Genomic DNA, 446 nt, shown 5'->3' on the forward strand with positions numbered 1-446 from the left:
CGTCGGATAGATACATGTGACACCCCAGCAGAGAGAAAGGTTGGAAGTCACGCAAAAAATAAAATCTGTTTTACTGAAAATCCATATAAAACAAATAAAGAAAAATAAAGTTTAATTTTTTACAAATTTATACTCAAATACAAGGTATTAACCATCTTGGAGATAAATCTAGATAAAAACCCTTTGTTCTTGAAATAAATGGCGTGAAAATAAACTGAAATAAAGATTACATTTTTTATCATTGTAGGATTTTTCCCATGGTCGCTATTTATTCAATAGCACATCATCCTCAAACCACAACAAATTAATCACTTTTTCCATCATTTGAAATTCTTCAAAAAATATCTTTAAATTGGGTATTACTGTTTTCTTAACATTTTCTGAAACTGCCACTACCGAACGCCTGTTCTGGAAGGTAACAAAGCACTCCAGAACTTGTTGACGGT

The 446-nt window shown here is 31.2% G+C and carries 1 protein-coding gene; it reads right to left on the minus strand.

Annotated features, from left to right (window positions below; all coding sequences use genetic code 11):
• Positions 1 to 264 precede the first annotated feature (264 nt).
• A partial coding sequence (locus P353_RS29760; protein WP_232776240.1) for a hypothetical protein occupies positions 265 to 446 on the minus strand: 182 nt, incomplete at its 5' end.

This window comes from Comamonas testosteroni (assembly GCF_000761245.1).
Lineage (GTDB): Bacteria > Pseudomonadota > Gammaproteobacteria > Burkholderiales > Burkholderiaceae_C > Comamonas > Comamonas testosteroni_C.